This window comes from Arthrobacter dokdonellae (assembly GCF_003268655.1).
Lineage (GTDB): Bacteria > Actinomycetota > Actinomycetes > Actinomycetales > Micrococcaceae > Specibacter > Specibacter dokdonellae.
The window spans coordinates 2,271,642-2,294,543 of record NZ_CP029642.1 but is presented as its reverse complement, the minus strand read 5'-3'; the positions used below and the strand labels follow the sequence as shown (position 1 = coordinate 2,294,543).

Here is a 22,902-nt window from a genome sequence, read left to right as displayed (position 1 = left end):
GGCGTTTCGCGGGGATCAACGCAGACTATGCGGGGACGTTCCGGACCGGCGCACCGGTCAAGGACCCGGCTCGGGTGTTGCCGTCCATGTGCGGTGTCCCGATGCCGGCCTTGCCCAGCACCGCCAAGGCAGAGTATTCCTCGAGGAAAAGTTGGCCGCTGGTGTAGAAGGCGTGGCTCAGCGGTCCCTCTTCGCTCAGCAATGATCGGCTGCGGTCAACAACGCGCGCCATGGCGGTGTCCCAGTCTGATTCGACGAGAACGCCATTCCCGGACCAGCGGCACCCTGACCCGGTCGCTGTTGTTGATGCCCCGTTACCTTTTTAGTAGCCCCTTGAGCAGTAGATTTGGGGTTGTTGGCCTGTCAGTCCCGGCATGATTGAAGCCCCCAGTCATCCATGATCCGGGGGGTGTTGTCACCGGGATCTGATAGGCGCCAGGGGATCGCTAATGGGGACCGGACCAGCGCAATGAAACACCGTGTAGGTCAGCCGTAACGTGGATGCCGGGCCTTGCCGCCGCAGGACATGCCAACACCACATTGCACGACACAAATTCTGGGAGGTTTGCGTTGATCAAGGACCATGAAAAAGTCGACATCTTCATCGGTGTCGACGTCGGCAAGAGCAATCACCACGCCGTCGCCATCGACCGCGCCGGCAAGAAACTCCTCGACCGGGCCCTGCCCCAGGACGAGGCCAAACTACAAGCCATCATCCGCTCCGTCGCCAGCAAGGGCACCGTGCTGCTGGTCGTGGACCAGCCCTCCACCATCGGCGCCCTGCCCGTCGCCGTGGCCCAGGCCGAGGGCATCCTGGTCGGCTACCTGCCGGGCCTGGCCATGCGCCGCATCGCCGACCTGCACCCCGGCGAGGCCAAGACCGACGCCCGAGACGCAGCCATCATTGCCGAGGCAGCAAGGTCCCTGCCGCACACCCTGCGCTCCATCGTCGTCGCGGACGAGCAGGCCGCGGAGCTGTCCATGCTGTGCGGCTTTGACGACGATCTGGCCAAGCAGGCCACCGCGACCTCGAACCGAATCCGCGGGCTCCTGACCCAGGTTCACCCGGCCCTGGAACGGGTCGTGGGCACGCACCTAGACCACCCCGCGATGGCCGAGCTGCTGATCAAGTACCCGGCCCCGGAGAAGCTGCGCAAGGCCGGCCAGAACCGGGTCGCAACCCTGCTCTCACGCCATGCGCCGCGGGCCGGGAAACGCTGGGCGGCGGAGGTGTTCACCGCCCTGGGAGAGCAGACCGTCGTGGTCGCCGGAACCGGCGCCGCCGGCATCGTGCTGCCCCAGCTCGCCGCCATGCTCAAGCAGCTGCGCACCGCCCGGGACGAAGTCCTCGCCCAGGTTGAGGTCCTCGTGGAGGCCCACCCTCTTCACGAAGTCCTGACATCCATGCCGGCGGTCGGCGTCAGGACCGAAGCGCGCATCATCACCGAGGTCGCGGGCAAGGAATTCAAGACCGCCGGCCACCTGGCCTCCTACGCCGGCCTGGCCCCGGTGACCTGGCGTTCCGGGACCTCGATCCGCGGCGACCACCCCTCCAAGAAGGGCAACAAGGCCCTCAAACGGGCGTTCTTCCTCTCGGCGTTCGCGGCGCTGAAGGACCCGCTGTCACGGGCCTACTACGACCGGAAACGCGCCGAGGGCAAGCGGCACAACCAGGCACTCATCGCCCTTGCCCGGCGGCGTTGCGACGTCCTGTTCGCCATGCTTCGCGACGGCACCTTCTACGAGGCACCAGCCGCCAAAACCGCCTAACCACCGAGGACTACCAGCTGGCGGGCACGCACCGCCAGCCACTACCCCCTGCCCAAAACGGCGCCCCAAAAGTATTTGAAGAAAAGCCGTCGAAACCCTTGACGAAAAACATAGGGACACCCCCCCGGTCCACCATGACTTCTCCTTAAATTGTCGGTCCCTGCCCGTGCGGCATGGGTTGCGGCGGGCGACGGCTGCTTCATCCACTGATGGCGGCTCTGCTGATTGCGACTGTAGTGATGCCGCCCGCAAAAGGCCATGGCTTGCGCCGCATCGGCCGCCGTCATGGTGGCGCTCCGAGGAAACCGACGCCCAAGTTCGTCCCATCATGGACGGGGAAGTGGCCGCCGCGGCCGTGTCATTCCTTCGCGGAACCGGCGTCCTCGACATAGGTCTTTCCCTCTTCGTCGGTGTACACGAGGAGATCAGGGGATGGCTGGTTCGCCGCTGCCTCCGTCGCCCGGCGGGTGGGCGGTGCGTCAATGGTCGACCGCTCAGCGTCGCCCAGGACCGCGCCCAGCCCCTTGGCGTCATCAGTCGTCCCACCCGTGGGAATATCCTCGCCGTGTCCCCGCGAATTCTCCGACTCCGGCGTTGTGCCCTGTCCCATTTCGGCGAAGGTGCGCATCCCTGCGTGCTGCCAACTCACGTTGACATCGGCCGAACCGTCCTCCGGTGTCTCAACGGAAGTCTCTATCTCCCCATCAGGAGCGCCCATTTCCCGCAGCTTGTCCTGATAGGAAGCCACCAGCTCCATAAGGCTCTCCCGGGTCCACTCCCCCGAGCGCATGCGCGTTGAAATTTCCACCGGTTCATTGTGGGAGTGGGTCATCTGATCCTCCTGGTCCTTGATGGCGCCCGCCCTGTCGGGCTGGGTTGGCCGGTTCTCTGCCTCACCAGCCACACCCGACTCTAACGATGCCCTGCCGGAATATCCATGACCCACATCCGCTTGCCCCGTTAAGCCCGCGGTGAATGTGGGCCGACGAGTTCACGGCCCCGACGCTGCGTCCGGCCCCCTACTTTTGGCATTGCGGGCACTCAACTTTGGCGACCTGCCGGAGGCCGTTGCCACCGCGCTTTCAGCTTTCGCCGCCGCGGAGCAGAATGAACACAACGGGGTTGTCCAACCCGCCCGCGCTGCCATGGGAAGGAGCCCGATGTGACCAGATCCGTCCAAGATTCCTTCCCGCAAAAGAAGCAGCCACAATTTTCTGCCACGGTGGTTCTTGCGTTCTGCATGAACGTGGTGGTGGCCCTGGCAAAGACTGCCGCGGCGCTCATCACCGGATCGGCCTCCATGGTGGCTGAGTCGGCGCATTCGTGGGCGGACACCGGCAATCAGATTTTTCTGTTAATCGCCGAGCGCAAGTCCGCACGCCCCCGCGACGCGGCACACCCGATGGGATATGGACGCGAAGCCTACGTGTGGTCCATGTTTGCCGCCTTTGGCTTGTTCACGGCGGGCGCGGCCGTCTCGATCATGCACGGCGTGCAGCAGCTTCTTACGCCGGAGCCCGCCGGTGACTTTACACTGGCCTACGTGGTCTTGGCAACGGCGTTTGTCCTGGAAGGCACGTCATTCCTGCAGGCCCTGCGCCAAGCCCGCGGCGACGCCCGGAAGCAGGGCCGGGCAGTCCTTGACCAGGTGCTCAACAGTTCGGACACCACCACCCGCGCAGTCTTCGCCGAGGACGGTGCCGCCCTGGCCGGGCTGGTCCTGGCTTTTGCCGGAATCCTCGCACGCCAGCTCACCGGTTCGCCCGTGCCCGACGCCGTCGGCTCCATCCTGGTTGGCGTGCTGTTGGGCATCATCGCCGTCGTGCTGATCCAAAAGAACAGGCGCTTTCTGGTGGGGCAGGCGGTGACGGCCGAGCTGAGGAAGTCCGTGGCCCGCCAGCTCATGGCCGGCACGGACATTGCGCGCATCACGTACCTGCATCTGGAATTCGTCGGTCCCCGCAAGCTCTACCTGGTGGCCGCCGTCGACCTTGCGGGGAACCGCCCCGAATCAGCAGTGGCACAAAGCCTGCGCGCCATCGAACGCGGCCTTGAAAACCACCCCGGCATTGAGGAGGCCGTCCTGACCTTGGCGACCGCCGACGAGCCCTCCCTGCCATTTTGACGGCCCGATGGTGACGGCCCCATGGTGACGACGCTCAGACGGTCTTTCGAACCATGCCCGCTTTCAAACTACGAAGGGAAACGCACCATGAAACCGACATTGTCGTACGAGGAACACGGACTGCGGCGATTCGTCCTGGTCCTGGACAAGGGCGAGCAGGCCTGCCGGGCCATTGGCGATTTTGCCGCGGAGTACCTCATCACCGCGGCCAGCCCGACCGCCATTGGAGCGGCCAGCGGCGCCACACTGGGGTATTTGATCCGGAAACCAGCAGCTACGTCTCCACCGTGTTTGACGAACAAATGGAACTGGCATCATGTCTGGGCGACATCGCCGACGACCACGGCAAGCCGACACTGCACGCCCACGCGGTACTGGGACGGCGTGACTCGACAGCCGTGGCAGGCCACCTGCAGAAGCTCGACGTCCTCCCCACCCTGGAAGTTATCCTGATGGAAGCCCCGGCACACCTGCGCAAGCGCCTGGACCCTGCCACGGGGCTGGCCCTGATGGACCCCGCCAGCTCCGCCGGCGCTTAGGCCGCCCACATGCAGCGCGGGCCCCCGTCGCACAACGGTTCGGCACAGGCTAGTGGGAAACACCCCCATGGCTGTCCTTCAGTCGCTCCCACGAGGCAACCGGCCCCTCCGTCACGGTGAACAGCGGATGCGGTTCGGGCATCCGCACATCCGTCCCGGCCTGCGCGACCAATGGGCTGCGCAGTTCCGGTTTGCAGGCTTCACGCCAACATGCCAACAATGCCTGCCGGTCGAAGTACCGCGGATGCACTGACCACAGTCTCATAAACGCTGACACTACCGGATGATCAAAGCACCGACGGCGGGCCTTTGACGCCGGACAGCTGGCGTCGCGTGCGCGCCTGGCCGCGGGTGAACTGACAACCCGGATCGATATTCTTCGGCAGGCGCGGACGGGAACCGGCTTTCCAAACCGCGCCTTCACTGCATGGGCGGGGTGTTGATCAAAGCCCCGGATTGCCAGGGGAATCGTCGATGACCGTCAACTATTCCTTGTACCACTGCAACGGCTTCAACGAACCAGCGGATGCATCTGACGTGCACACATTGCAAAACGGACGAGCACCTGATGGTGGAATCCATCCAACCGCACGTACCCCGCACACAAGCCCAGGTGGCAATGTAATACAGCCCGGCGGAGGCGCCGGCAGTGACCGTTCCCAGCGTGGTGCTCCGCTGTCAATGCGGTTTTCGGATGTCAATGCCCACGGAGTAGACCCCGGGCTATTCGTCGAAGTGCGTCTCCACCGTGTTCTTGGTGACGTTCGCCAGCAGCGCTTCGGCAACGCCACGCAGTTTTTGGTTTCTCGACGAAGCCGCCCTGCTCAGAAGCTCGAACGCGGCGGACTGTGAGCAGCGCTGCTGTCCCATGATGACGCCCACCGCCAGATCAATTGCCGTGCGCGATTTCATGGCTTCCTGGAGGTCGTCCGCCTTCTGCTGCTTGACTCCGATCCGCACGGCCAGGCGCAGTGCCCTTTGGGCCTGTGCCGCGTACTGTTCGGCGCTGGCAACAATCCCCTCGTTAAAGACGCGGGGGGCGCTGGAGAAGAAATTAAGTGAAGCGGATGCCCCTTGTTCCAGCACCAGCGGAACGGCCAGGACGCTGTGCACGCCTTCCCTGAGCAGTGCCTGGGCATAGCCCGCCCACCGGCCGTCCGTGAGCGTTTCATCGACGACCACCGTGCGCTCCTCCAGCAGGGCCGTCAGGCAGGGGCCCTCTCCCATGCGCTCCTGGATCTCATTGAGCACGCGTGCCCTGTCCGTGTTTCCGGCTCCCGTCAGTGCGCGCCGGCGCCGGTACAACGTCACGGCACAATCCAAGGGCGCGCCGTCACCAACCGCGGCCAAAGCCGCCGAATAGTCGCAGAGTTCACGGAGAAATTCACTGACGTCCGCACTGTCCAGGACGAGGTCCTGCAGTTGTTCAGAAACGGTGACCGCGGAGATCCCATCGTCACTCCCCTGGAAAACGTCGGGCACCGGCTCCGGATTCAGCTCCGGACGTTCGTCGTCGGATACTTTCGTTGTCATCGCAAAATCCTTTGTCAAGCGTCCGCGTATTCCAGGGAAACCCGGCTCGCGGCTGCGCTCCCCTACCCCCGGCGGGACCACGACACACTGTCTTGGGAATGCCACGCAGCGACGGGTCTCCGCTGCTTGAAGGCCGCTTAAAGTCTACGCCATTCGGCCTCCCCGGCCCCGGAATGCGCCGTCGGGCATCACCTTGTCGGTGGCGCATGGACAGAGCAGCCGTGGAATGGAGGTGCTTGACGCGGCTCTGCAGGCGTGGTGGCCCGGCCCTCTCGTGGAAGGGGCTGGAAGGATGATGAGCAACAGGAAGCCTGCAGCGAGGATCGTGACCTCCGGCTGGCGCTACGCAGACTGGCGGGGCAGTTTCTACCCGGCGGGCCTGGCACAGCGCAAGGAATCAGCAAGGGCCCACGGTTCATCACCCACGTGCTCCGGCTGCGCAACGTCGATGTCGCGCTGGCGAACTTCTTTGCCTCCGGGGTGCTGGCGCTCGGACATAAGCTGGGCCCGGTCCTGTGGCAATTGCCGGAACGGAGCGTGTTGGACATCGAGGTGCTCGGCGCGTTCCTGTCCCGCCTTCCCCAACGAATGGAGGCAGGGCAGTCCTGGCGCGGGGCCATGACGACCGGCTCGGGGACCGGAGTTGGACAACGGTCGACGCCGGCCGGCCAATGCGCCACGCGCTGGAGGTCCGGCACGCGAGCTTCGCCACGCCTGAGTGCCATGACCTGCTGCGAGAGCACAATGCGGCCCTGGTCCAGGCCGACAGCACCGCGCGCTGGCTCGCCGTCTCGAGGCCTTGGACCGCGGGGGGCGGGCCGCAGTGACGACGGCCCCTCAGCGGCCGTCCGGCGCCCTGTGAGCCCGTGGGTGTGCCCCCGCGGTGGCCACCGAACGGACAACTTCCTCTGCAAGGTCGCGAACTTTCCTCTGGGAGTGCTGCGAGGCTTGGGCCAACATGGCGAAGGCGGCGTCAGCGTCGATTCGGTAGCGGCCCATCAAGATGCCCTTTGCCTGTTCGATGAAGTGGCGCTTCTCTACGACCCCGGCCACCGCCGCATCGGCGGCGGCCGCCGTCTCAGCATCCATGATCCGCGTCAGGTCGATGAAGTGCCCGCGGATGGCACAAACACGGCCGCCGGCATCTTCCATGCTCTCTCCGACCATGATGACCCGGCGCGTGCTGCCGTGCCCGTCAATAATCCGGTGATGGCTGACCATTGTGCCGCCGTTGGCGACGACGCCGCGAAAAATCCGTTCGAATTCATCCCGGTCCGCAGGATGCTTGTGGGCCAGGACCAGGCCGGTGGTCGGGACAATATCCCCGGGCTCGAAACCGTGGATGATGAATGAGCCCTCGGACCAATTCCAGAGCCCGGAATCCACGTCGAACCTAAAATCGCCGACGGCGAACCCCGTTCCGGGCGGAAGGATGTAGGAAAAGGTCTGGTGCGGGCCCGTCAAGGCGCTGGACCCGGCGGCCATGGCCTCCACTTTGCGCATGACGTCCGCTCCTCTGGTACAAGACTCCCGCGCCCAGGCCAATCTGCTCAGGCCTACTCGATGTTCTCCAGCGTAGGCCTTTCACCGGAACAGGTCCACCGGTCGCGGTTGCATCCACTCACACGAAACCCCGGCTACGGTCGCGCGAAGTGCGTCGGCTGCCTTGTTTCGACTGTCCTATACCTCGGCGGGATTGCGTCCGAGGCGGAGGGCGGCCTTCCGCCCGAGTCGCTGCGTCACCACCTGGATCACGGCACCGGAGGCCGCGGTGGCCAGTGCGAAGGCCAGCACGCCGGGCAGGGGGTTTCGGAGGTTTCCGGCGTCCTTGGGCGGTTCGTTTCCCGTGCTCTTGCGCCAACCCGCTTCCAGTGCCTTGCGTGCTGCGGCGCCCGCCGCCAGGGCGGCGCCCATGCTCAAGAGCTTGATCAGGATCTTCATGGCATTGTCTCCAATTTTTCCAGGAGGCGTTGTTGCCTCCAGCGTGTTGCCACCGGGGCTTAGGCACGCGGCGCTGTTTGACGGAACAAACCAAACTGATTGAACAGGGAAGAGGACGGCGCCTTGATGCTCCGTCCTCCTCCTGCAACCGTCCTGGCTACTCCGGACGGGCCGCCCCGCCTTCGGTGTCGTCCACATGACGCCTGTCGGCGTCCTCGTGGAGATGCGCCTTGAGGTCGGCAACCTTGTCTTTCACAGTGCCCTTGACTTGGTCAGCCTTGCCTTCGACGACCATGGAATTGTCGTCGGTCGCCTTGCCGAAAGCCTCCTTGGCCTTGCCGGTGACCTTGTCCTTTGCTGCATCAAACTTCTCGCCCAAACCCATGACAGTCCTCCTTGGTTGTGCTGCTGATCAGTCGAGCCTACGCTGCTTGAGCGTGACTGGACAGGCGCCGCGGACCGCGCCCGTCGACGCCTACTCCCCCGGCGCGTGCCTCTCCCAGACACAGTGTGCCGCCAAGAGGGTGCCCAGCTGCGCAACAACCTCCTCCGGATTTCCCTGCACTATTCCCGGCGCTGCCGCGTCGATGTTGGCCAGTGCCACCAACTGCCTTTCGCGGACGACCTGTTCATAACACTTGCCCAGTTCAAAGGTGTACGCCTGAACCACGTGGTCCTGCTCCGTGGCAGACAGGCTGCGGTAGAACAACGTGGCCTGGGAGAAATGGTCGCTCTCGTCCCCGGTGTCGGGGAAGACTTGAACGCCCAGTTCCCAGGATGGAAAATTGCCGGATTCGATGGCGTCCGCCAGATCGCGGCGGTGGAAGTCCGGATCCATGCCGTTCACAATCTGGGCCTCCTCCCAAACCAGCGAATGCACGCCCAAGGCAGGCTTCCAATGGAACTTGACCAAGGACAATTCGCCCTCCCCGTTGCCCAGGCGGAAGGTCTGGACCCCGAATCCTTCCATCATGCGGAAGGACCGGGGAATGCCCCGGTCTGCCATGAACCACAGGGTGTGCGCCTGGGCCTCGGTGTGCAGCGAAACGAAATCCCAGAAGGTGTCATGGGCGCTTTGGGCCTGCGGTATCTCCCTGTCCGGAGGGGGCTTCGCCGCGTGGACAACATCGGGGAACTTGATGGCGTCCTGAATGAAGAAGACGGAAATGTTGTTGCCCACCAAGTCAAAGGTTCCCTCGTCCGTGTAAAACTTGACGGCGAAACCACATGTTTCCCGGACGACGTCGGCCGAACCGCGGGATTCCACGACGGTGGAGAAGCGGACAAAGACTGGAGTTTCCACGTCCGCGGCCAAGTACCCCGCCCGGGTCAGCCCGGTCCGGGTGCCATACGACTGGAAGACGCCGTGCGCGCCGGCGCCGCGGGCATGCACGACACACTCCGGGATGCGCTCATGGTCAAAGTGGATGATCTTTTCCCGCAGGTGGTGGTCCTGCAGCAGGATGGGTCCGCGGCGGCCGGCCTTGAGCGAATGGTCCGTGTCCATCAGCCGCGCAGCCTGGGCCGTGGTCAGGTAGTCCCCGGACTGGCTTCTGGAACCTTCCGGTTCGCCCGTGGGCGTGCCGGTCGGTGAGACGAGCTCCGGACCATGCTGGTCGGGCTCCGTCGCTTCCTCCAGCGAGGGCGGCTGCGAGGACGGTGTGCCGGGAAGGGGCTTGCTGTGATGAGTCATGCGCCCTCCTGCTGATGGCCGGGACGTGCTCAACGCTTTCAACGATGGCCGCGTTGCCTGTCTGCGTGGAATTGCTCAAGAATGGCACTAACGCCGATCAGCATGTCCTCGGTGACCGGATCCAGCTCGAGTCGAGTGCCGCCAGGTGCTCGGCGGTGAGGCGAACGTCGTGGATGTGCGGGTCCAGCATTTTATGGACCCCCATGAAGTCCCGCCCCACGACGTTCCGGTGGGCGTGCTTCAACGTCCGTCCTTCAGGGGGCGGGCAGCTGAATATGTCATCGTCGAAAACTCTTCCCAAGCCGGGCTGCCCCGGGGCTATGATGCAGGAAGAACAGTGGGTGCCGCTCGCAAACGGGGCAGGAACACGTCCAGCAAGCAGCGCGGGCCAACGGCCCGGCCAACTGACAGGGACGGTTTCGGGCCGGCGAAGAACAGAGGAAGCAGTCATGCAGTACACCAAGCAGCAAATCATCGATTATCTGGTTGCCCGAGGCGATGCCGGCAAGGCGGCCGAGGCGGAGGCGGACCTCCCTGCCGTTGTCGACACGGACAGCGACCCCGAGCTGCTCGCCCGGCTGGACGTGCAACCCGAGGACTTGATGGGCACCCACCCGCCGGGGCCCGCGGGATTGGGCGGGCAGGCCGGTCTCGGCGACGCTGACCGTTTGGCCGGGCCGGGCGAAGGGCTCGAAAGCTAGCTTTGGCGGAAAGGCCGGGCTAGCCGGCCACCACGTCGCCGTGCGCGTTGTCAGGAGTGTCGGGGTCCTGCTCGTCCGCCTCGGCCCGAATCTTCCTGGTCTGGCGCTGCAGGGCCTTCTCGCCGTTTTCCTCCGCGCCGTACAGCTTGGAGTTGGTGACCTTCAGCTCCATCATCAACGCATCGAGCTTGAGGTTGATGGCGAGGTTGTCCCGGTTCTGGGTGTTTTGAATGATGAACACCATCAGAAAGGTCACGATCGTGGTCCCGGTGTTGATGAGCAGCTGCCAGGTGTCGGAAAAGCCCAGAAGGGGCCCGCTGACCGCCCAGAGGATAAGCACGGCCACCGCGCCGATAAAGACGGGGGGACGGCCAAGGGCGGTCGACGTCTTCGTGGTGAAACGGCTGAAGACGTCTTCCTTCTTGCGTGGACTCACGGAATTCTTTTCTGTAGGAAACAAGGCTGATCATAGCCGCATGGCCAGGTGCGGCCGGAGTCCCGCGACATGCCCGTGCTCTTCCATTGGGGGAGATCACGCAACGACTGCCGCGCTGTAAGGGGGCAGTTGGAGCCCTTCGGCGCCGTTTCCGGGCGTGGGAACTATGTCGTCGTCCGTGGCCAACAGCAGGGCGGATCCCGAGACTGGGACGGGGCGCGCAACGGCGGAGAAGTTGAACGCGATGCAGAGTCCGCCTCGATGGAGAACAAGCCATTTGTCCCGCTCACTGAACTCGACCGTCGTGCCGGCAAAACCGGCGCGGACCAGCTGCGGGTTCGCCCGCCGCAGGGAGATCAAGCGCCGGTAGAGCGCCAGCAATCGCGCGTGGTCGCCGTCGTCCGCCTCCGGCCAGTTCAGCTTGGACCGCGTGAAGGTCCGGGGGTCCTGGGGGTCGGGCACGGTTGCCGGATCCCACCCCATCTGTTCGAATTCCTTCACCCTGCCCACGGCGGTGGCCTCCCCGAGTTTCGTGTCAGCGAAGGAGGTGAAGAACTGCCACGGGGTGCTCGCACCGAATTCCTCGCCCATGAACAACATTGGGGTGAAGGGACACATCAGCGTGGCGACGGCGGCAAGCGCCAGCTGCCCGTAGCCCAACGTCTGCGACGGCCTGTCTCCGGCGGCACGGTTGCCGATCTGGTCGTGGTTTTGGTTGCACACCACCAGGGCTGCCGGCCCAACCAGGGCGGGGTCGATGGGGCGGCCGTGGTGCCGGCCGCGGAAGCTGGAGTAGGTGCCATCGTGGAAGAACCCGCGTTGCAGGACCTTGGCCAGGGCGCCCAGCGTTGTGAAATCCCTGTAGTACCCGTCGGACTCGCCGGTGACGTTGGCGTGCACGGCGTGGTGGAAGTCGTCGCTCCACTGGCCGGCAAGTCCATAACCGTTGACGTTTCGCGGGTAGACCAGCCGCGGGTCGTTGAGGTCGGATTCCGCGATCATGGACACCGGACGGCCGGTTTCGGCCGAAACGGTGCCGGCGAGGGCTCCGAGTTCCTCGAGCAGGCGCATGGCTCGGGCGTCCTTGAACGCGTGGACGGCGTCAAGCCGAAGGCCGTCCACATGGTAGTCGCGCAACCACATGCCGGCGTTGTCAAGGATGTACCCGCGAACGGTGTCCGAGCCGGGACCATCAAGATTGACGGAATCGCCCCAGGTGTTGCCCTCCCCCGGCAGCAGGTACGGACCGAAGCGGGGCAGGTAATTTCCGCTCGGGCCCAAGTGGTTGTACACCACGTCCTGGATGACGCCGATTCCCGCCGCATGCGCGGCGTCGACGAACTTCTGGTAGGCCGCCGGTCCGCCGTAGGCTTCGTGCACCGCATACCAGAGGACGCCGTCGTACCCCCAGTTGTGCGTGCCGTCGAAACCGTTGACCGGAAGCAGTTCCACGAAGTCGATGCCAAGCTCGGACAGGTAGCCCAACCTTTCACTGGCGGCCTCGAGTGTGCCTTCGGAGGTGAAGGTGCCCAGATGCAGTTCGTAGATGACTGCCCCGGCCAACTGGCGGCCCCGCCACCGCGCGTCCTTCCAGCTGTGGACGGACGGGTCGAAGGTCCGTGAGAGGTCGTGGACGCCCCTGGGCTGGCGCCGGGACCGGGGGTCCGGCAGGGGTGTGGTCTCCGCATCCAGCAGGTAGCCGTAGTCGACTTCTTCCCCGGCCGGCGCATCGGCCGCCGTCCACCATCCCTCGTTGCCGGCCGCATCGCCCGCGCGGCGGCTCATGGGATGCTTCCGGCCCGCGGCCACAAGCGTGACCGTTTCCGCTTCGGGCGCCCAGAGGTCAAAGCGTCCGGTTCCCTGTCCATGCAACGTCATGTCACCATTCCCTCGCCTTCCGTGGTTCGCAGTTCCACACTTCCCGCTATTTTGTCCATCCCCCGTCTCCGCGCTTGCCCGCAGGGGCGAGGAGGGCCACGGGGTAGTCATTCATGATGTCGGCCACGGCTGACTCGCCCGGACCAAAGGTCCTGCCGGTCAACTCATCAGTCATTTCCGCGTCGAAGGTGACGGCGGTGTCCTGCCAGCCGCCGTCTTGTTCCAGGCGTCTGGGCAGGCGCGTCACCAGCGTCAAGGCCCCGTGGCCCGGTGTGCTCCCACGATCGAACCCGAGCAGGTGCACCGCGGCCGCACCCGTCGCCGCAACAGGCGCATAGCCGGCGAACAGCCCGGGACGGTCGCGGCGCAGCCGCAGCGCCCGCGAGGTGACCAGCAATTTGGCCGAATCGGCTCTGGGCGACGCAGGGCGCCCACCCGAATCGAGTTCCTGAAGCGCGCGGCGGCGCGCGGCGAAATCGACAGGCCGGCGGTTGTCCGGGTCAGTCAGGGACCGGTCCCAGAATTCAGTGCCCTGATACACATCCGGCACCCCGGGCATGGTCAGCTGCACCAGCTTCGCCGCGAGGGCGTTGGATGCCCCGTAGGGCTCCAGCAGTGAAACCAGGGAATCCAGTTCCCGACGCACGTCGTCGTTGTCGAAGGCAGCGTCGACGGCGGAGGCAACGCTCGCCTCAAAGCCAGGGTCCGGGTCGGTCCAGTTCGTTGAGTTGCCCGCTTCCCGTGCCGCCTTCTGCGCGTAGGACTGCAGCCGTCCCCGGTCCGCCGGCCAGACCCCGGCGACGGACTGCCACAGGAGGTTGGCAAACGGGCCGTCCGGCAACGGCGCCAGCTGCTGCAGCCTGTCCAGGGTGCGCTCCCATTCCGGCGCCAGCTCGGCCAGCACGGAGATCCTGGCCCGGGTATCCTCGCTGCGCTTGGTGTCGTGGGTGCTCAGCGTCGTCATGGACAGTGGAAGACCGCCCAGGCGGCGGCTCATCCGTGCGTGGAATCCATCCGGCTCGAGGGCGAACTCGGTCGGATCGGCCCCCACCTCGGTGAGGCTCCCCAGCCGGGTGTACCGGAAAAAAGCGGTGTCCTCCACGCCCTTGGCCATGACCATGCCGGAGGTCTGCTGAAAGCGCCGCCCGAGCTCGCCGCCGTCGTCCGTGCCTGCGTTCAGCAGGAGCGGGAGCAGCTGATTTACCGCAGCCTTCAGGGCCGGCCGTCGGCGGGCCGCGGCCGCGCACGCTTCCCTCAGGACGTGCCGTCCGTGCGGCAGGTAGGTGCGGTAGACAGGCATCGCGGCAATGATTTCAGAAAGCGCGTCCGCGGAATCCTTCTGGCTCAGGCCGGCGCTGGAAGGCACCAGGCGGGCCAGCCGCAGCACTTCCGAGTGCAGGATGCCGTCGGTGACCCGGCGCTTGGTGCCATGGATCATCTGCCCGTAGTCGGCCGGCGCGCCGCCGCGCAGCCCGGCATCCAGGGCGTCGAGCCCCACCTGGCCGCGGGCATCGACCAGGACCCGGTCCACGTCCGCCAGGGCGTCGTAGCCGGTGGTTCCCTCACAGTCGAAGGTAGCGGGGAGGGTCTCCCCCGGCTCGAGTATCTTCTCGATCAGCAGGTAGCGGCCGCCCGTGGCCTCGCGCAGCCTGCGAAGGTAGCTCTCAGGGCAGGCCAGGCCGTCCGGATGGTCAATCCGCAATCCGTCGACCAGCCCTTCCCGGAACCAGCGGAGGATCTCCACGTGCGCGCCGTCGAACACCTCGGGGACTTCCACGCGGATGCCGGCGAGCGAATTGACGGCGAAGAAGCGCCGGTAGTTCAACTCGTTGTCGGCACGGCGCCAGCCGATGAGTTCGTAGTTCTGGCGTCCGTGCACCGTGCGTGGATCGTCGCCGCGCGTGTAACTGCCCGCGGCGAGCGGAAAGCTGTGCTCGTGGTACGTCAGCTGTCCGTCCTTGACCTCCAGGGCATCCAGGTCGGAGTCGTCGCCCAGGATCGGGATCCGGACGCGGCCGTTGCCGGCTTCCCAGTCAACGTCGAAGGCCTGGGCGTAGGGCGAGGCCCTGCCTTCCTTCAGCAGGGACCACCACCAGGGGTTTTGCGACGGGGTGGCCACGCCCACATGGTTGGGAACGATGTCCACGAGAATCCCCAGTCCCGCTTCGCGGGCCGCCCGGGAAACAGCCAGCAGCCCCTCGGGGCCGCCGCGCTCCGGATCGACGGCGGAGGGGTCTGTGACGTCGTAGCCGTGGGTGGAGCCCCTTTCGGCCGTCAGGATCGGCGAAAGGTAGATCCAGTCCACGCCGAGAGACTTCAAATAGGGCACGGTCCCGGCCGCGTCCCAAAGGGTGAAGTCCGCGTTGACCTGCAGCCGGTACGTCGAAACCGGGGTCCTCACGGAGACGTGGCCTTCGCGGTTCCGGCCGGTGCGCCCGACGGCTGGGCCGCCCCGGTCCCGTCGGTGGCGTCGGCGTCGTCCTCATCGGAAGCCATGGCGGCCATGGACGCGGCGGCCGAGTAGTCCACCTCGGCCTCCGGACCCGAGTAGGCGCGCAGCACGACGAGGGACTTCGCTTCCAGTGTGAGCACGGATCCGGCCTTGAGCGGTTCGGCGTCGTCGCCGTCGGCGGTGTCAACCAGAATTTCCCAGAACGGCGAATATTCCTCTCCCGGGAGCTGGAAGTCCACGCTGTCGACATGGGCGTTGAAGCCCATGAGGAAGCTGTCGTCGGTGATCCGCCGGCCGCGGGAATCCTGTTCCCGGATGCCGTCCCCGTTGTAGAACACGCCGATGGTCCGGCCGAACCCGCTGTCCCAGTCGTCGGGACGCATCTCCGTGCCGTCGGGTTTGAGCCAAACGATGTCAGGAAGCTTTTCGCCCTCGCCACGGACTACTGGCCGGCCGTCGAAGAAGCGGCTGCGCCGGAACGTGGGGTGATCGTGCCGGATCTTGTTGACCACCGCGGTGAATTCCACCAGCGGCTGGTCCATGGCGTCCCAGTGCACCCAGCTGAGCTCGGAGTCCTGGCAGTAGGAGTTGTTGTTTCCCTGCTGGGTGCGGCTGAGCTCGTCGCCGTGCAGGAGCATCGGGACTCCCTGCGAGAGCAGAAGTGTGGCGATGAAGTTGCGCTGCTGGCGGGCACGCAGCGCGAGGACGGCGTCGTCGTCGGAGTCGCCTTCCACGCCACAGTTCCAGGAGCGGTTGTGGGACTCGCCGTCGTTGTTGTCCTCACCATTGGCTTCATTGTGCTTGTCGTTGTAGGACACGAGGTCGCGCAGTGTGAATCCGTCGTGGGCAGTGACGAAGTTGATGGACGCCACGGGCCGCCGGCCGGAGCTTTCGTACAAATCGGCCGAGCCCGTCAGGCGCGAGGCGAACTCGCCGAGCGTGGACGGCTCACCACGCCAAAAGTCACGGACCGTGTCCCGGTATTGACCGTTCCATTCGGTCCACTGCGGCGGGAAGTTGCCCACCTGGTAGCCGCCCGGTCCAACGTCCCACGGCTCAGCAATGAGCTTGACCTGGGAGACGATCGGGTCCTGTTGTATCAGTTCGAAGAATGTGGAGAGCTTGTCGACGTCGTAGAACTCGCGGGCCAGGGTGGAGGCGAGGTCAAACCGGAATCCGTCCACGTGCATGTCCGTGACCCAGTACCGCAGCGAGTCCATGAGCAGTTGCAGGGAATGGGGGTGCCGGACGTTGAGTGAATTCCCGGTTCCGGTGTAGTCCATGTAGTGCTTCAGGTCGTCGTCGACCAGGCGGTAGTAGGCCGCGTTGTCGATGCCCTTGAACGACAAGGTGGGGCCCAGGTGGTTGCCTTCGGCCGTGTGGTTGTACACCACGTCAAGGATGACTTCGATGCCCGCCCGGTGCAGGTCCCGGACCATGGCCTTGAATTCCTGGACCTGGTGCCCGGCGTCGCCATCCGAGCTGTAGGTGTTCTGGGGTGCGAAGAAACCAATGGTGTTGTACCCCCAGTAGTTGTTCAAACCCTTCTCCACGAGTGTGCCGTCGTTGACGAACTGGTGGACGGGCATGAGCTCCACCGCCGTGATTCCGAGTTTTTTGAAGTGCTCGATCACGGCCGGGTGGGCGACGCCGGCATACGTTCCGCGCTGCTCCTCCGGGACCTCTGGGTGCAGCTCGGTCAGGCCCTTGACGTGGGCCTCGTAGATGACGGTTTCGTGGTAGGGAATGTGCAGTTGGCGGTCGCCGTCCCACTCAAAGAAGGGGCTGATGACCACGCTGTACATCGTGTGCGGCGCCGAGTCGCTGTCATTGCGGGAGTCCGGATCGCCGAAGTCATAGGAGAAGAGCGCGGGGTCCCAGTCTATTTGTCCGTGAATGGATTTGGCGTACGGGTCAAGGAGAAGCTTGTTGCCGTTGAACCGTTGGCCATGTTCGGGCTCGTAGGGGCCGTGCACACGGTAGCCGTATTTCTGACCGGGCTGGACCTGCGGCAGATAGCAGTGCCAAATATACCCGTCCACTTCAGTCACTTCGATGTGCGTTTCCGAACGGTCGTCCGCCAGGAGGCACAGCTCCACCCTTTCGGCCTGCTCGCTAAACAAGGCAAAGTTCGTGCCCGTCCCGTCAAACGAGGCTCCCAGCGGGTATGCGTTTCCGGGCCAAACTTCCATGGGTCCTCCTGAGGCTGCTGCTGTTGAGGTCGCGTCGCGGGCACCGGGGCGACCGACGCCCGCCACCACGACCGGTGACACCAACCCTACTCACCCATGCCGACCCTTTTTGCCATTTCGGGCGTGGCGTCCTTTCGAGGGAAGGCTTGTCCTTTCCGGGGAGGACACGGTCAGAGGAACTTGTCAGGGGTGAGCGGCAGGTCCCGTATCCTGATCCCCGTCGCGTTGTAGGTCGCGTTCGCGATCGCCGCCGCCGCTCCGACGATGCCGATTTCACCGATACCCCTGGCGCCAAGCGCGCCGGCCCGATGGTCGGCTTCATCGAGCCAGCCGGCATCGACGTCGAGAATGTCGGCGTTGGCGGGGATGTGGTACTCGGCGAGGTCGTGGTTCATGATGCTGCCGAACCGGGCATCCATGATGCCCGCCTCATGCAGGGCCATGCCGATTCCCATGGTCATTCCACCAATGAACTGTGAGCGTGCGGTGCGCGGATTGATGATGCGCCCGGCAGAAAACACGCCTAGCATCCGGGCGACCCGGACCTCGCCGGTGTCCGCGTTCACCCTGACCTCGGCGAACTGGGCACCAAAGGAATGCATCGCATAGCGTTCGCTGTCGGGATCTTCCGGCGCCTGCGCCTGCGTTTCGACGCCGGCTGCAGGACTGTCACCGTGCTCCTTCCGGAAGGCATCGGCCGCGGCGATGATCGTCCCGCCCCAGCTTGCCGTGCCCGAGGAGCCCCCCGCCACGCTGGCTACGGGCAGGGACGTGTCCCCGATGTCAAGGCGGACCTCATCCATGGGACAGCCCAGCGCATCCGCCGCAATCTGGGTCAGGGTGGTCCAGGTGCCGGTGCCCAGATCCGCCGCACCGATCTGGACCGTGTAGATGCCGTCGCTGCCGAAGGAGATTCGAGCGGCATTGCCGGGGTTGCGGTAGAACGGGTACGTCGAGCTGGCAGTGCCCAGGCCCACCCACCAGCCATCCACCAGCAGGCTCCGGGGTGTCGCTGGGCGCCGGTGCCAGCCAAACCGCTCGGCGCCCTGGGTGAAACAGGCCAGCAGGTGGCGGCTGGAGAATGGCTTTCCGGAGTCCGGATCACGCTCCGGCTCGTTGCGCGCGCGCAGCTCAACGGGGTCCAGCCCGCAGGCCTCTGCGAGCTCGTCCATGGCCACTTCCGGACCAAACATGCCCGGACACTCCCCCGGCGCGCGCATCCACGACGGGATGGGGACATCCAGCGGGACCAGGCGGTGCGTGGTCAACCGGTTCGGCGCTGCATACATCATTCGCGACGGCACCGCGGACTGCTCCGCGAACTCCTTGATTTTGGACGTCTGCTCCACCACCTCCTGCGAAATGGCGGTAAGCCTGCCGTCGGCATCCGCGCCCAACCGCACATGCTGGACCGTGGGCGTCCGATAGCCGGCGAGCGAAAACATCTGCTGGCGCGTCAGGGCAAATTTGACCGGGCGGCCGTTGCTGCACTGCGCCGCGAGGGCGGCCAGGACCACGTGCGCGTGCGGAAGGCCCTTGGACCCGAAACCGCCGCCCACGTGGGGTGCGACAACCCGGACGTCTTCAGGATCCAGCCCAAAGAGCGGCGCCATGGTCTGCCGGACCGAATGGACGCCCTGGGTGGAGTCGTACAGCGTCAGCTGTCCGCCGTCCCACGACGCGACCGTGGTGTGCGGCTCCATGGGATTGTTGTACTCACTGGGCGTGGTGTACGTATGGTCAATGACGACGGCGGCGCCCGCCAGCGCGCCCTCAACGTCGCCTTCACTGGTGTCTGTCTCATACCCGGCGTTGGCCGCCTCGGGGGCGTATTGCCCGGGATGGTCCGGGGTGAACAGGGCGTCGTGACCGGCCTTTTCGTATTCGACGGCGACCAGGCCGGCCGCGTGGCGCGCGGTTTCGGGTGTTTCCGCGATCACCGCGCCAATGAACTGGCCTCGGAAGCCGACGTGCGGTCCCTGGAGGACGGCATACTCCGCGTCGTCGGTCCGGGCCAGCCTCGGCGCGTTCAGATGGGTGAGCACGGCTATCACGCCGTCCAGTCCCTCCGCCGCGGCCGTGGTGATGCGCCTGACTTTGCCCAGCGCAATGTCCGCCTGGACCGGGTACAGGTACGCCGGGTGGTCCACCTGGTGTTCGTAGGCGTAGGGCGCGGTGCCCCGCACCTTCGCGATGCCGTCAAGGCGGCGGGGGCTGGTGCCCATGGCGTTGGATTGCAGCAGTTCAGACATCGGCGGGCCTCCCGGTCAGATCGCGGAGCACCGCGACCATGGTGTTACGGACCATGGGTATCTTGAAGGCGTTGTCCCCGAGCGCCGATGCGGATTCAAGTTCAGCTTCCGCAGCCTGGCGGAAATTGTCCTCGGAAGCCTGCGCACCCCGCAGGATTTCCTCCGCGCGGGCAGCGCGCCAGGGTTTGTGGGCCACCCCTCCGAGGGCGAGTCGCACGTCGCCGATGGTGCCGCCGTCGTCCATGGACACGACGGCGGCCACGGACACCAGCGCGAACGCGTAAGAGGCCCGGTCACGCACCTTCCGGTACGCGGACCGGCTATACGTTCCCGGCGGCAGGTCCACGGCGGTGATCAGTTCGCCGTGCTCCAGCAGGGTGTCCCGGTCCGGTGCGTCGCCGGGAAGACGGTGGAGCGCGGTCAGCGGTATGGTCCGCGCGCCGGCAGCGCCCAGGATCACGACGTCGGCGTCGAGCGCCGCCATCGCGACCGCCATGTCCGAGGGGTGGACGGCCACGCAGCGCTCCGAGGCGCCCAGGATGGCGTGGTTGCGGGTGTAGCCCTCCACGGCGGAGCAGCCCGACCCCGGCTCGCGCTTGTTGCACGGCGTGGTCACATCCTGGAAGTAAAGGCAGCGGGTGCGCTGCAGGAGGTTTCCGCCCGTGGTGGCCATGTTGCGGAGCTGCCCCGAGGCGCCGGCCAGCAGTGCCTCGGAGAGCACGGGATAGCGCTTCCGGATGAGCGGATGGGCAGCGAGGTCGCTGTTGCGGACCATGGCCCCTACCCGCACCCGGCCGCCGGGAAGTTCTTCTACAGTGTCCAGCGGGAGCCCGCTGACATCCACCAGTAGGTCCGGGGCGGCGATGCCGAGCTTCAGGTGGTCCACGAGGTTGGTGCCGCCGGCCAGAAACCGGGCGCCGGGCCGCGCGGCGACTGCGGCAACCGCACCGGCGGCATCGTGGGCACGCTGGTACTCGAAGGGCCTCATGATGATGCACCTGCCGTCCGTGGTGAAGCAGTGCCGGCACCGCCTCCGGCTGCCTGTTCCGCCGCGACGTCCCGGATCGCGGAAACAATGTTCACGTAAGCGCCGCAGCGGCACAGGTTTCCGCTCATGCGCTCGCGGATTTCCGCGTCATTCAATGCAACCGGCGCGTTGAGATCGGCCGTGACGTGGCTCGGGTTTCCGGCGGCGGCTTCCCGCAGCATGCCCACGGCGGAACAGACCTGCCCGGGGGTGCAGTAGCCACACTGGAAGGCGTCCCGGGCCAGGAAGGCTTCCTGCACAGGGTGCAGGGCGGTGCCTTTGCCCAGCCCTTCGGCCGTGACCACTTCGGCTCCGTCCTGTGCAACGGCGAGGACCAGGCAGGAGTTCACGCGCCGGCCCTCAAGCAGCACCGTGCAGGCACCGCATTGGCCGTGGTCGCACCCTTTTTTCGGGGAGGTGACTCCCAATCTGTCCCGGAGCGCGTCCAACAGCGTGGTGCGCGTGTCCAAGGCCAGCGTTCTTTTTTCACCGTCCACCAGCAGGGTGGTTTGAATGTCCATGAAACGTGCACCTCCGGTTGGTACGGGTGTTTCGCAGGGGGCCGGTGCGGGTTCACTCAACCGGCGTGCCCCTTTCGTAACCTAGCCCAGTGCCCGCCGGCGGACAACCCCGCGCAAGGAAACTAGATGCGGCGCCGTGGGCGGTCTGGGCGGCCAGGCGGCCCGGGCGGCTGCAAGCGGGGCAGGAAATGTTCCAGTTTCTCCAATCCGCGGTCCACAGTGCTCCGAATCACACCTGACGCTCCGGTATCGGGCCGTCACCTAGATGAGGAGAAATCTCTTATGAATAAGAAGTCTGCTTTCCTGATTGCACCGGCACTGGCGCTTGCGGCCGTGTCGTTTTCCGGCGCCGGCGCCATGGCCGCCGACGGCGGAACCACCACCTACCAGGCCAACCTGGGCGCCGTTAACGGCAGCAACGCCACTGGCAGCGTCATGATCTCCCTGACCGGGGACCAGGCAACGGTCACCGAAAACGTCAGCGGCCTCGCCGCCACGTTCAATGGCGCGCCTTACCCGCACGTGCAGCACATCCACATCGACGGGATGGGCACCTGCCCGACTCCGGCTGCGGACACCAGTAAGGACGGGGTCATCAGCACCACCGAAGGCGGCGCCGCCTACGGCAAGATCGGCACCACGCTTTCCAGCAGCGGCGACACCAGCGACAAGGCCGCCCTGGACTTGAAAGTGGCGGGCATGGGCGCGTCATACACGTATAAGCGCACCTTCACCATGAACGCGGCAACGGTTGCCTCGCTCAAGGCAGGGACCGGCGTCGTGGTGGTCCACGGACTGGATCCGGCAACACTTCCGGCGGCCGCCCAGAAGGAGAAGAGCGACCTGGTTCCCAGCCTGCCGCTGGCCGCCACGTCGCCGGCACTGTGCGGCACCGTTGTGGCCTCGCAGATGGGCGCCATGCCTGGCGGAGCACCCGGCACAGGCGTGACGCAGGCCGTTGCACAGTCCAGCACCGGATCCACACCGGAGCTTGGCCTGTTCGCGGGAGCCGGTGCACTGGTGCTGGCCACCGGCGCATTCGTGGCTCTGCGCCGCAAGAAGACCGCGTCGAACTGACGGCGGCCTGATTCCCGATGAATAAGCACACCAGCCGCCGCGGGCGCCTCACCGCCTCCGCGGCGGCCGGCGTCCTGCTCGCGGGCATTGCGCTCGGGGCCACGGCCTGCGGCCCGCAAAGTCCGACGGCAGGGGCCGCGCCGCAGCCCGCTACGCTGCAGGCTTCAGCACACCCGAGCTCGATCCCACGTCCGACGCCGGCCGCCGTTTCCCCCGCGCCACCCGCGAAGCCTGCCAAGCCTGCCAAGCCAGCGACGCCGGCAACGTCCGGGCCCATCCTGCCGGCGTCCGTCCCTGTCAGCCTGCAGGTGCCCCAGGTCGGCATCAACACCGCGCTGGTACCTCTGGGCCAGGCTGCGAATGGCGAAATGGACGTGCCCGGCGGCGAGCCAGGCGACCCCGGCGGCTGGTACAAGTACTCGCCCACGCCCGGACAGCTTGGCCCGGCCGTCATCCTCGGCCATGTCAACAACCTTGCCTCGCCCGAGGGCCTGTTTTACCGGCTCCACGAAATGAAGCCGGGAGAACAGTTCTCAGTGACACGGACCGACCACACCGTGGCCGTCTTCCGGGTCGACAAGCTGGCCCTGGTCAAGAAGGCAACGTTTCCGACCCTGGCCGTCTACGGCAACACGAACCGCGCTGAAATCCGCCTCATCACCTGCGGCGGATTTGATCCCGCAACGGGTGAGTACACCGAAAACACGGTCGTCTACGGCCACCTGGTCTCCAGCCACCGGTCGTAGGCCTCCCGGGCCGCAGGCC

Annotated in this window: 22 protein-coding genes and 2 pseudogenes; 8 read left to right on the top strand and 16 right to left on the bottom strand. The window is 65.9% G+C overall.

Annotated elements, in window-relative coordinates; all coding sequences use genetic code 11:
- Nucleotides 1-25: 25 nt before the first annotated feature.
- Nucleotides 26-232, bottom strand: coding sequence for a hypothetical protein (locus DMB86_RS21010; protein ID WP_227878299.1), 207 nt, complete (start codon nt 230-232; stop codon nt 26-28).
- A gap of 269 nt (nt 233-501) precedes the next feature.
- On the opposite strand from DMB86_RS21010, the gene DMB86_RS10185 reads away from it, so the two are divergent.
- Complete coding sequence (locus DMB86_RS10185) at nt 502-1,770, top strand: IS110 family RNA-guided transposase (protein ID WP_418202269.1); 1,269 nt, start codon at nt 502-504, stop codon at nt 1,768-1,770.
- Nucleotides 1,771-2,128: 358 nt separating this feature from the next.
- Here DMB86_RS10185 and DMB86_RS20760 read toward each other — a convergent pair whose 3' ends face one another.
- Entirely contained in the window at nt 2,129-2,602 is a 474-nt protein-coding gene (locus DMB86_RS20760) for a hypothetical protein (protein ID WP_193926252.1), read from the bottom strand.
- A gap of 408 nt (nt 2,603-3,010) precedes the next feature.
- On the opposite strand from DMB86_RS20760, the gene DMB86_RS10175 reads away from it, so the two are divergent.
- Entirely contained in the window at nt 3,011-3,895 is an 885-nt protein-coding gene (locus DMB86_RS10175) for a cation diffusion facilitator family transporter (protein ID WP_113719472.1), read from the top strand.
- Between the two features lie 287 nt (nt 3,896-4,182).
- The gene (locus tag DMB86_RS21340; RefSeq protein WP_236783329.1) at nt 4,183-4,434 is read left to right on the top strand and encodes a PPC domain-containing DNA-binding protein; all 252 of its coding nucleotides are present in this window, start codon (nt 4,183-4,185) and stop codon (nt 4,432-4,434) included.
- A gap of 49 nt (nt 4,435-4,483) precedes the next feature.
- Here DMB86_RS21340 and DMB86_RS21520 read toward each other — a convergent pair whose 3' ends face one another.
- Both DMB86_RS21520 and DMB86_RS10160 read right to left on the bottom strand, forming a co-directional pair.
- A complete protein-coding gene (locus tag DMB86_RS21520) occupies nt 4,484-4,699 on the bottom strand; it encodes a pyrimidine dimer DNA glycosylase/endonuclease V (protein ID WP_113719471.1) in 216 nt (71 codons plus the stop codon).
- Nucleotides 4,700-5,157: 458 nt separating this feature from the next.
- The gene (locus tag DMB86_RS10160) at nt 5,158-5,967 is read right to left on the bottom strand and encodes a GAF and ANTAR domain-containing protein (RefSeq protein WP_113717652.1); all 810 of its coding nucleotides are present in this window, start codon (nt 5,965-5,967) and stop codon (nt 5,158-5,160) included.
- A 255-nt stretch (nt 5,968-6,222) separates the two neighbouring features.
- On the opposite strand from DMB86_RS10160, the pseudogene DMB86_RS21515 reads away from it, so the two are divergent.
- Both DMB86_RS21515 and DMB86_RS21510 read left to right on the top strand, forming a co-directional pair.
- Nucleotides 6,223-6,492: pseudogene (locus DMB86_RS21515) on the top strand (hypothetical protein); the annotation flags it as partial.
- Nucleotides 6,493-6,638: 146 nt separating this feature from the next.
- The gene (locus DMB86_RS21510) at nt 6,639-6,794 is read left to right on the top strand and encodes a DUF72 domain-containing protein (protein WP_335644999.1); all 156 of its coding nucleotides are present in this window, start codon (nt 6,639-6,641) and stop codon (nt 6,792-6,794) included.
- A 10-nt stretch (nt 6,795-6,804) separates the two neighbouring features.
- On the opposite strand, the gene DMB86_RS10150 is transcribed toward DMB86_RS21510, so the two are convergent.
- The 5 genes and pseudogenes from DMB86_RS10150 to DMB86_RS10135 all read right to left on the bottom strand — a co-directional run.
- The gene (locus DMB86_RS10150) at nt 6,805-7,470 is read right to left on the bottom strand and encodes a PAS and ANTAR domain-containing protein (RefSeq protein ID WP_113717651.1); all 666 of its coding nucleotides are present in this window, start codon (nt 7,468-7,470) and stop codon (nt 6,805-6,807) included.
- A gap of 177 nt (nt 7,471-7,647) precedes the next feature.
- Nucleotides 7,648-7,908 (bottom strand): DUF4235 domain-containing protein, encoded by a 261-nt coding sequence (locus DMB86_RS10145; protein WP_113717650.1) that lies wholly within the window; start codon nt 7,906-7,908, stop codon nt 7,648-7,650.
- Nucleotides 7,909-8,065: 157 nt separating this feature from the next.
- The gene (locus DMB86_RS10140) at nt 8,066-8,293 is read right to left on the bottom strand and encodes a CsbD family protein (RefSeq protein WP_113717649.1); all 228 of its coding nucleotides are present in this window, start codon (nt 8,291-8,293) and stop codon (nt 8,066-8,068) included.
- 90 nt (nt 8,294-8,383) lie between these two features.
- Complete coding sequence (locus DMB86_RS21730; RefSeq protein ID WP_472239152.1) at nt 8,384-8,617, bottom strand: catalase-related domain-containing protein; 234 nt, start codon at nt 8,615-8,617, stop codon at nt 8,384-8,386.
- A gap of 24 nt (nt 8,618-8,641) precedes the next feature.
- Nucleotides 8,642-9,601, bottom strand: a pseudogene (locus DMB86_RS10135) (catalase); the annotation flags it as partial.
- A 449-nt stretch (nt 9,602-10,050) separates the two neighbouring features.
- On the opposite strand from DMB86_RS10135, the gene DMB86_RS10125 reads away from it, so the two are divergent.
- Complete coding sequence (locus DMB86_RS10125) at nt 10,051-10,302, top strand: hypothetical protein (protein WP_113717647.1); 252 nt, start codon at nt 10,051-10,053, stop codon at nt 10,300-10,302.
- A gap of 19 nt (nt 10,303-10,321) precedes the next feature.
- On the opposite strand, the gene DMB86_RS10120 is transcribed toward DMB86_RS10125, so the two are convergent.
- From DMB86_RS10120 to DMB86_RS10090, 7 genes are all read right to left on the bottom strand, one after another.
- Nucleotides 10,322-10,738, bottom strand: coding sequence for a low affinity iron permease family protein (locus DMB86_RS10120; protein ID WP_113717646.1), 417 nt, complete (start codon nt 10,736-10,738; stop codon nt 10,322-10,324).
- A 96-nt stretch (nt 10,739-10,834) separates the two neighbouring features.
- Nucleotides 10,835-12,616: a malto-oligosyltrehalose trehalohydrolase gene (treZ, locus tag DMB86_RS10115; protein ID WP_113717645.1), complete on the bottom strand. Its 1,782-nt coding sequence runs from the start codon at nt 12,614-12,616 to the stop codon at nt 10,835-10,837.
- 46 nt (nt 12,617-12,662) lie between these two features.
- A complete protein-coding gene (gene treY, locus DMB86_RS10110; RefSeq protein WP_113717644.1) occupies nt 12,663-15,017 on the bottom strand; it encodes a malto-oligosyltrehalose synthase in 2,355 nt (784 codons plus the stop codon).
- Complete coding sequence (gene glgX, locus DMB86_RS10105; RefSeq protein ID WP_113717643.1) at nt 15,014-17,260, bottom strand: glycogen debranching protein GlgX; 2,247 nt, start codon at nt 17,258-17,260, stop codon at nt 15,014-15,016. Before glgX ends, treY begins: the two co-directional genes overlap by 4 nt.
- A gap of 170 nt (nt 17,261-17,430) precedes the next feature.
- Nucleotides 17,431-19,512 carry a xanthine dehydrogenase family protein molybdopterin-binding subunit gene (locus DMB86_RS10100; protein ID WP_113717642.1) on the bottom strand — a complete coding sequence of 694 codons (2,082 nt, stop codon included), beginning with the start codon at nt 19,510-19,512 and terminating at the stop codon, nt 17,431-17,433.
- A complete protein-coding gene (locus DMB86_RS10095) occupies nt 19,505-20,500 on the bottom strand; it encodes an FAD binding domain-containing protein (protein ID WP_113717641.1) in 996 nt (331 codons plus the stop codon). The genes DMB86_RS10100 and DMB86_RS10095 overlap by 8 nt, the downstream gene beginning before the upstream one ends.
- A complete protein-coding gene (locus tag DMB86_RS10090; RefSeq protein WP_113717640.1) occupies nt 20,497-21,060 on the bottom strand; it encodes a 2Fe-2S iron-sulfur cluster-binding protein in 564 nt (187 codons plus the stop codon). Before DMB86_RS10090 ends, DMB86_RS10095 begins: the two co-directional genes overlap by 4 nt.
- A gap of 282 nt (nt 21,061-21,342) precedes the next feature.
- On the opposite strand from DMB86_RS10090, the gene DMB86_RS10085 reads away from it, so the two are divergent.
- The gene (locus DMB86_RS10085; protein WP_113717639.1) at nt 21,343-22,137 is read left to right on the top strand and encodes a hypothetical protein; all 795 of its coding nucleotides are present in this window, start codon (nt 21,343-21,345) and stop codon (nt 22,135-22,137) included.
- Between the two features lie 17 nt (nt 22,138-22,154).
- Nucleotides 22,155-22,883, top strand: a complete 729-nt coding sequence (locus DMB86_RS10080; protein ID WP_113717638.1) for a class F sortase — start codon at nt 22,155-22,157, stop codon at nt 22,881-22,883.
- Nucleotides 22,884-22,902: the final 19 nt, after the last annotated feature.